This is a genomic window from Nostoc sp. CHAB 5715, assembly GCF_020829685.1.
Classification (GTDB): Bacteria; Cyanobacteriota; Cyanobacteriia; order Cyanobacteriales; family Nostocaceae; genus Nostoc.
This window is the reverse complement of sequence record NZ_JAIVFR010000426.1, coordinates 1-6,092: the sequence shown is the minus strand read 5'-3', so window position 1 is coordinate 6,092 and position 6,092 is coordinate 1. Positions and strand designations below refer to the sequence as shown.

The window sequence follows — 6,092 nt, the reverse complement described above, 5'->3', positions numbered from 1 at the left end:
TTTACTCAAACTGAACGTTCCAGTGAACTTCAACCGAATACAACGAATAATTTAATAGTGGTTTCAATGACTCAAGAGTGAAAAACACAAGGTTTTTTCGCGCCGACTTACTTGTGATATTAACAAGCTGGAGAATCACCAGAATGTTTAATTGATTATTTTCCCAAAGATTGGCTACTAATTATCGATGAATCTCACGTTACAGTGCCACAAATTCGCGGCATGTATAACGGTGACCAAGCTAGAAAAAAAGTTTTAATTGAACATGGATTTCGTCTTCCTAGTGCTGCTGATAACCGTCCTTTGAAAGCCGAGGAATTCTGGGAAAAAGTAAATCAGTGTATTTTTGTGTCAGCAACTCCCGGAAATTGGGAATTAGAAGTTTCTGAAGATCATGTAGTTGAGCAAGTGATTCGACCAACTGGGGTGGTTGATCCAGAAATTTCTGTACGTCCCACAGAAGGACAAATTGATGATTTGTTGGGAGAAATTAAAGATAGAGCCGATCGCCATGAACGCGTGTTAATTACCACATTAACCAAGCGGATGGCGGAAGATTTAACCGAATATTTGCAAGACCACGGAATAAGGGTAAGGTATTTACATTCCGAGATTACTTCTATTGAGCGCATTGAAATTTTACAGAACTTGCGCGAGGGGAAATTTGATGTTTTGGTTGGCGTGAATTTGCTGCGGGAAGGCTTGGATTTACCCGAAGTTTCTTTAGTAGCAATTATGGATGCAGATAAAGAAGGTTTTTTGCGAACCGAGCGTTCCTTAATTCAAACTATTGGTAGAGCCGCGCGTCATGTCCAGGGACAAGCAATTTTGTATGCCGATAACCTGACAGGTAGTATGATTAAAGCCATTGATGAAACAGACAGGCGGCGTGGTATTCAAACAGCATATAATCGACTGCATGGGATTACACCACAACCAATTGTCAAAAAATCAAGTAATGCGATTTTGGCTTTTTTAGATGTATCTCGGCGGTTAAATGCAACTGACTTGAAAGTTGTAGATGAACATCTAGATGAACTGCCATTAGAACAGATTCCCCAATTGATTACTCTGTTAGAAGCGCAGATGAAAGAAGCGGCAAAGAAACTGGAATTTGAAGAAGCAGCAAAATTGCGCGATCGCATTAAACATCTGCGCGATAAAATGCTAGGACGTTAACGTAAAATATATGTATCATCTGAGGCGATTATTCATCATCGAGTAAATACAACTCTCATGTCAAACAATATGTTTTGCTGACGGGTTAGTGTTAAATGTCACAGTTTTGATGCTGGTTTCGGATTGTATTTAACAGTTGACAGTCAATTAGGCATCAGCTATGTTTTGGGTATTTGATTCAGTTGTTTTCAATGCCCACTCTATTAACTGTCGGTCCATATCGATTTTTCTGCTATGCAGGTGATCGTGATGAACCACCTCATGTACACGTTGAGCGCGACAATGAGGAAGCCAAGTTCTGGCTTGAACCTATCCGACTCCAAAGTAATAGAGGGTTTAATCGCACAGAAATTAACCGCATTCAGAAACTTGTTCAAGAACATCAAGAGCAATTGCTAGTAGGCTGGAATGACTTCTTTAACGATTGAACTGCCTGAAATACCCACGATTCAGCAAGTGGCAATTACAGATGACACGCTTTCTGCTGATTTATCCGATGGGCGCACTATATCTGTTCCATTAGCATGGTATCCTCGCCTATTACATGGCTCAGTCGAAGAACGCAACAACTGGCGCTTCATCGGTGGCGGTAATGGAATCCACTGGGATCAGCTTGACGAAGACGTTAGCATCAAGAATCTGATTGTTGGACAACCATCAGGAGAAAGTCAAAAATCCTTTCAGAGGTGGTTAAGTAATCGGATAGCAGGAGTCTAACAAGTCGCTGCACTGAACGTATCAATAGCGATCGCATACTCTAAGTCAGGTATTCTTACAGCAGTTTTCAGGTATTTAGACCACAAGATGAGGGAGATGAGGGAGATGAGGGAGATAGGAATGGTGTGGTTCAATTACTTGAAAAGCGCTGTAAGTACTGGATTTTAGATGTCAACGGACGCAAATTGTATATGTATCGTCTCCCCAGTCCAGACGGATATCACAGTGAGAGCATACTTGCAGAGGATGTCTTGCGTTTAGCGTCCTAATCTATCTGGCTACTGCTATAGTTGCAAATAATCCTGGTTTGAAAATGTATTGATTGCAGGTTTGAGTGATTAGTATTGCAGGTCGTTACACATAGAAGGCGTACATCACAGTATGTTGGGGCAATCCGACGAAGTTTGCCTCAACATGTTCAATCTCTCGGTTGTGGTTGACTTAACACACGGTTTCTAGAAAATGGTGATGGTACTATTGGAAACGAAGAAACTAGTGGAAACTGTCGCAATCTGAGTGTCTTCAACGAACAGTGCGCCTGTAATGAAGTTGAACGTAATCGCATCGAGAGCGTCTATATCTATTCCGAAACCTTCGGCGGAAATCCAAATCTTATCCCCATCAAAGACGTAATCGAAGTCAGTGATGGTATCAATTCCTTCATCTGGGGAATTAAAGTAAAATCTATCGGCACCGTCTCCGCCTGTAAGTATGTCCCTGCCCAAGCCTCCAACTAGGGCGTCATCACTGACATTACCTTGTAACACGTCATTGCCATCATTGCCAATCAGGCTATCATTCCCAGCGCCACCCAAAAGGCTGTCAGCACCCGCCCCACCTTCTAAGGTGTCATTACGGGTGCCGCCAATCAGCACGTCGTTGCCATTATTGCCAATCAGGCTATCATTGCCAGCGCCACCGGAAAGGCTGTCATTACCAGTACCACCATTTAAGATATCGTCACCAAAGCTGCCATTCAGGGTGTCATTACCAGACGGGCTATTAGCATTGCCACCCCTAGCCCATCCATATAATATGTCATTTCCCGAAGTTCCATTTCTTGTGTCAGAACCTGTGGTGCCGTAGATAGTTGCCATTTTTGTTTTTTCCTAACTTTCCTAATTGATGTTCAGGGTAAAAGTCAGCTTATCACATTTGCAGAAATGGATTTATCGATCAACAGTGATGACAGGGTTGTTTGGCGATTAGCTCAGGAAAATCAGATGATTTTGCTTACAGCTAATCGCAGCATGAAAGGGAAAGATTCGCTCGAACAAGTCATACGTGAAGTGCGATCGCTGATCTTGTAGATTGGGTTGACCCAAGGAAACCCAACGTCTTTTTCCACTTACAATCTTAACTACTTCCACCATGAGAAGTGCGATCGCAGCGTAACTATATCCTTGAAGAGAACGGGCGGTGATTCAGGTTAAAATGCGGAGGCTAGAAAGCCCTTCCATATGAGTGAAACCGTCTACATTGAAACCAGTATACTAGGCTACCTCACAGCAAGATCAACCAGAAACCTGATCTTGGCAGCGAACATAGAAGTCACAAAAGAGTGGTGGGAATCTCGCCGAAGTGCATTCACTCTCTATGTTTCACAAGTTGTTCTGGATGAAGTTGCACAGGGAGACATTGAAATTGCGGCTCAACGCTTGGAAGTCCTCAACGGTTTGGCGTTGGTGGAACTCAATCCGGATGTGAGAAACTTGTCAGCGCAGTTCCTCACACGAAGCAATCTCCCGCCGAAAGCTTCAGATGATGCGGTTCATATTGCAGCAGCAACAGTTCATGGGTTGGATTACCTGCTAACGTGGAACTGTAAGCATATTGCAAATGCTCAAATTCAAAGGAAACTTGCAGAGATTAGCCTTGATGAAAGGATATCAGTTACCGATAATTTGCACTCCCTACGAACTATTAGGAGATTGAGCCGTGTTGCAAGATGAAATTCTAGATGAAATTCATAAAATTCGTGAAGAACATACTAAGTCCTTTAACTACAACTTGGATGCAATGTTTGCAGATTGGCAGAAGAAGCAAGCAGAAAGTGGAAGAGAGGTAGTAAGCTTGTCGCCAAAACGCGGTCTAACAATGCGTTGGAGCCGACTGCCTAAAAGCGATCTGTGAGAATTAGAGTTTGTCTGCGTCGGCTCAACTTCACCGTTATGTGGCTCTATGTTGCTTGTAGAGACAGTACAGCAAGGCTATTTGTCGGCATTCGGTGTCAAAATGTCCGAGAGATCAAGTTAATCATCTTTTGCCGATGATTTGAGCCGTTAATGACTTGCCGAGGCGATCGCCAGAAAGCATCTGCAAGATAAAATATTGGGACATTAACGTGAATCTTATGCTGACCAATATTCGCCTAATTAGTGTTCAAGAATATCACAAAATGGCGGAAACGGGAATTTTTCATCCTGAAGAACGCTTAGAATTAATCGCGGGACAAATTATCAGAATGTCAGCAAAAGGTACTGCTCACGAATCAGCAATTACCCGCACAGAAAGGTTATTACGTCAACGTTTGGGTGACAAAGTTTTATTAAGAATCCAGTCACCAGTGCAACTTGACGATTACTCGGAACCAGAGCCAGATATTTCAGTAGTGAAGCTGAATCCATTAGATTATGAGGATCACCATCCCCATGCTTCGGAAGTGTTTTTACTGATTGAAATAGCTGATTCCAGTCTCAAATATGATCGAGAAGTAAAAGCGATGGCTTATGCTAAGTCAGGCATTATTGAGTACTGGATTTTAGATGTAAATGGGCGCAAGTTGTATATGTATCGTCTCCCCAGTCCAGACGGATATCACAGTGAGAGCATACTTGCAGAGGATGTAACAATTTCACCTTTAGCTTTCCCTGATTGTGCGATCGCAATTCGGGAATTATTGGGAAAAGTCTAGGAGGCGATCGCCAGAAAGCATTTGCGGGATAAAATGCTGGGACATTAGTTTCAGTCAACCCTGTAGAAAAAGAAATTCTATGTGGTACTTTGTAGAAAACGGTCTTCGGAAAGGGCCAGTTAGCTTAGAAGAAATACAGTCTCTCATTGCCCAGCAAACTATTACTCCGACAACTCTGGTTTGGAAACGGGGAATGAATGATTGGCTGGTTGTCAGTGAGACCGAACTTAAGGATTTGCTTCCAGAGGATATTCCACCTCCAATTCCAGTTGACAACCCTCCTCCAATTCCTCAACAGTTAGCATCAATTTTGAAGTTTACGCCACGATCGCCTTCTACCTCAATCACCAGCCAGAAGTAGAAGCCTACTTGCAACAGCGACAGCAGCAATCACAGGAGATTCGGGCAATGAATCAAGCGAGATTTGCCCACAAGGCTTGCGCGATCGGCTGCTTGCCCGCAAAACAGCGCAAGAAGCATGTTAAAACATTAGCCTTCAGCCTGAGAGTTAGTTTAGTAAAGGCGTAGACACGGAGTGGCTTGTCGTCAAACATCGCTCACAATTATAAAGATTAATGTAGTATAAAATCCCTTCCAGAAATTGCCAGACAATTACAAGCAGGAGAACCTCTCAGGAGAAATCATGGCTATTGATGCAGAAATTTTACAAACACTAGATCAAATGCCAGAGTCACTTAAACAAGAACTCTTGCATTATGCAAAATATTTAGTGGAGAATTATTCAAAAGCTGTTTCCCAGGAAAGTTTACTACAAAAAAAGCGTCGTTCTGGCATCTTAAAAGGAACTTTTGTTTTACCTTTGCCTGATGACTTTGATGAACCTCTGGAAGTTTTTAAGGAATATATGGAATGAGTGGTTTCCTTTTAGATACTCATGCCTTTATCTGGCTAACTGAAAATGACTCCAGCCTTCCAGATAACTTGAGGATGATGATCGATACCGCAGATATCGTTTATCTCAGCATCGCTAGTCTTTGGGAAATTGCCATCAAGTTGAACCTTGGGAAATTATCGCTTCAACGGAGCTATGAAACGATAGGTTCTGCGATCGACGCTTCAGATATACTCATACTTCCGATATCTTTTAACGATACAGTTCAAGTTCGGAATCTCCCGCTACATCATGGCGATCCATTTGACAAAGCTGTTAGCTATTAGCTATTAGCTATTAACCCGGTACATGCCTCGCCCCTCGTGGGCGAAAAATTAATCTTGGGGAGGTTAATACCCCGCTGTTAGCTGTTAGCGGTTAGCTGTTAGC

The 6,092-nt window shown here is 42.7% G+C and carries 10 protein-coding genes and 2 pseudogenes; 10 read left to right on the top strand and 2 right to left on the bottom strand.

Translation table 11 applies throughout. The features are described 5' to 3' along the window. Window positions 1–123: 123 nt before the first annotated feature. From LC574_RS22125 to LC574_RS22115, 3 genes and pseudogenes are all read left to right on the top strand, one after another. Window positions 124–1,179, top strand: a pseudogene (locus LC574_RS22125) (helicase-related protein); the annotation flags it as partial. A gap of 191 nt (window positions 1,180–1,370) precedes the next feature. Next, on the top strand, window positions 1,371–1,607 hold the full coding sequence (locus tag LC574_RS22120) for a DUF4160 domain-containing protein (RefSeq protein ID WP_229455653.1): 237 nt from the start codon (window positions 1,371–1,373) through the stop codon (window positions 1,605–1,607). Continuing rightward, window positions 1,588–1,896 (top strand): DUF2442 domain-containing protein, encoded by a 309-nt coding sequence (locus tag LC574_RS22115; protein ID WP_229455652.1) that lies wholly within the window; start codon window positions 1,588–1,590, stop codon window positions 1,894–1,896. Before LC574_RS22120 ends, LC574_RS22115 begins: the two co-directional genes overlap by 20 nt. Here the strand turns inward: LC574_RS22115 and LC574_RS22110 are convergent. Further along, a complete protein-coding gene (locus LC574_RS22110; protein WP_229455651.1) occupies window positions 1,893–2,030 on the bottom strand; it encodes a hypothetical protein in 138 nt (45 codons plus the stop codon). The genes LC574_RS22115 and LC574_RS22110 overlap by 4 nt on opposite strands. Window positions 2,031–2,351: 321 nt before the next feature. Further along, window positions 2,352–2,993 carry a calcium-binding protein gene (locus LC574_RS22105; RefSeq protein WP_229455649.1) on the bottom strand — a complete coding sequence of 214 codons (642 nt, stop codon included), beginning with the start codon at window positions 2,991–2,993 and terminating at the stop codon, window positions 2,352–2,354. A 45-nt stretch (window positions 2,994–3,038) separates the two neighbouring features. On the opposite strand from LC574_RS22105, the pseudogene LC574_RS22100 reads away from it, so the two are divergent. From LC574_RS22100 to LC574_RS22070, 7 genes and pseudogenes are all read left to right on the top strand, one after another. Next, window positions 3,039–3,185 (top strand): annotated as a pseudogene (locus tag LC574_RS22100) (ACP S-malonyltransferase); the annotation flags it as partial. A 243-nt stretch (window positions 3,186–3,428) separates the two neighbouring features. Further along, window positions 3,429–3,848, top strand: a complete 420-nt coding sequence (locus LC574_RS22095; RefSeq protein ID WP_229455648.1) for a type II toxin-antitoxin system VapC family toxin — start codon at window positions 3,429–3,431, stop codon at window positions 3,846–3,848. Continuing rightward, window positions 3,835–4,029, top strand: a complete 195-nt coding sequence (locus LC574_RS22090) for a hypothetical protein (protein ID WP_229455647.1) — start codon at window positions 3,835–3,837, stop codon at window positions 4,027–4,029. The genes LC574_RS22095 and LC574_RS22090 overlap by 14 nt, the downstream gene beginning before the upstream one ends. A gap of 220 nt (window positions 4,030–4,249) precedes the next feature. Beyond that, on the top strand, window positions 4,250–4,810 hold the full coding sequence (locus LC574_RS22085; protein ID WP_229455646.1) for a Uma2 family endonuclease: 561 nt from the start codon (window positions 4,250–4,252) through the stop codon (window positions 4,808–4,810). A 79-nt stretch (window positions 4,811–4,889) separates the two neighbouring features. Then, window positions 4,890–5,171 (top strand): DUF4339 domain-containing protein, encoded by a 282-nt coding sequence (locus tag LC574_RS22080; protein WP_229455644.1) that lies wholly within the window; start codon window positions 4,890–4,892, stop codon window positions 5,169–5,171. A 282-nt stretch (window positions 5,172–5,453) separates the two neighbouring features. Continuing rightward, complete coding sequence (locus LC574_RS22075; protein ID WP_229455643.1) at window positions 5,454–5,684, top strand: DUF2281 domain-containing protein; 231 nt, start codon at window positions 5,454–5,456, stop codon at window positions 5,682–5,684. Further along, a complete protein-coding gene (locus LC574_RS22070; RefSeq protein ID WP_229455642.1) occupies window positions 5,681–5,989 on the top strand; it encodes a type II toxin-antitoxin system VapC family toxin in 309 nt (102 codons plus the stop codon). The genes LC574_RS22075 and LC574_RS22070 overlap by 4 nt, the downstream gene beginning before the upstream one ends. Window positions 5,990–6,092 lie beyond the last annotated feature (103 nt).